Source organism: Vibrio sp. Vb0598 (assembly GCF_033338935.1).
GTDB lineage: Bacteria > Pseudomonadota > Gammaproteobacteria > Enterobacterales > Vibrionaceae > Vibrio > Vibrio alginolyticus.
The window spans coordinates 1-1,353 of record NZ_JAWOTP010000128.1; the positions used below are offsets into that span (position 1 = coordinate 1).

Below are 1,353 nucleotides of genomic sequence, written 5' to 3' on the forward strand. Positions count from 1 at the left end.
AAGCATTGAATTTGGCTGAAGGACAACCTGTACTGAAAATTTGTCGCGTGAACTACAAGCAAGATGGCGAGCTAATGGATTGCGAGTTGGAATACTGGCGGCCTGACGCGGTGATGATTCGCATAGACAGCGTGGGATAAACAGCAGAATTAAAAAGAGCCCAATTAAGGGCTCTTTGCATTTTATGGAGTTGGATATCTAAAACAGACTTAAACCAAACCTTGCTCCTTCGCCATTTGATTGGCAATGCTCGGTGCTTTCAAAATACTAGGTAGCAAAATGAAAGATACAGGAACTGCGGTGATCACAATGAAGGATTGCAGCGCAGTGATGCCGCCAGAACCCATAGAAATCAGCGCGATAGCCACAACGCCCATCATCAATCCCCAAAACGAGCGAATCACTGCGTTTGGCTCGGCAGAACCTGTCATTACCACACTGATAGTGTAGGTCATCGAGTCACCAGTCGTAACGATGAAGGTGGTGGTCAAAATCAAGAACAGCACCGAAATGATCATCGGAAATGGCAGTTCACCAGTGATTGCAAGCAATACGGCTGGGAGGTTGAATCCTTCAAACGCCGAAGAGATTAATCCCGGATTAGCGAGCTCGAATGCTAAACCGCTACCGCCCACGATGCTGAACCAAAAACAGGTGATCAGCGGTGCAGCAATACTGATGGACAAAATCAATTGGCGAATTGTACGGCCACGCGAAATACGCGCGATGAAGATTGCCATCATTGGCCCGTAACCAATAAACCAACCCCAGAAGAACACCGTCCACCAGCTTAACCAGCCAGTGTCACCGCGATAAAGCGCCATCGGGAAAAAGTTATCCACCATGCGGCCTACGCCTTGCACATAGCCATCAATAATAAAGCTCGTTGGGCCAAAGAACAGGATGTAACCGATCAGCAGTACCGACAGGATGATGTTGTAACGGCTCACAAGTTGGATGCCTTTGCTTACGCCACTTAGCGCCGAAAGCGTGTACATCACGATGGCAGCGACAATCACCATGCTTTGGGTAATGAAGTTATCTGGGAAACCAAATAATGAGTTCAGCGCGTAGCTGATTTGCAAACCAAGAAAGCCAATAGGGCCGATAGTGCCAGCGGCAACGGCGATGATGCTGCACGCATCCGCCAGGTTACCAATCCAGCCATGAATCGCTTTGTCGCCAAAGATTGGGTAAAGCAATGTGCGCGGTTTAAGTGGCAAGCCTTTGTCGTAGTGCAGGTGCATCAATACGATGGAAGAAAGGCAACCGAGAATCGCCCAAGCCAAAAATCCCCAGTGCATAAACGACTGAGATAATGCATTGATTGCAGAAGTTTTTGGTGAAGCTTCA

Annotated in this window: 2 protein-coding genes; one reads left to right on the forward strand and one right to left on the reverse strand. The window is 48.2% G+C overall.

Going from position 1 to position 1,353, the window contains the following annotated elements:
* Positions 1–140, forward strand: a 140-nt coding sequence (locus R7Q38_RS23470) for a UTRA domain-containing protein (protein ID WP_318114479.1), incomplete at its 5' end; no start/stop codon positions are given.
* Between the two features lie 69 nt (positions 141–209).
* Here R7Q38_RS23470 and R7Q38_RS23475 read toward each other — a convergent pair.
* Positions 210–1,353 (reverse strand): BCCT family transporter (locus R7Q38_RS23475; protein WP_318114478.1); only part of this gene is annotated, 1,144 nt, incomplete at its 5' end.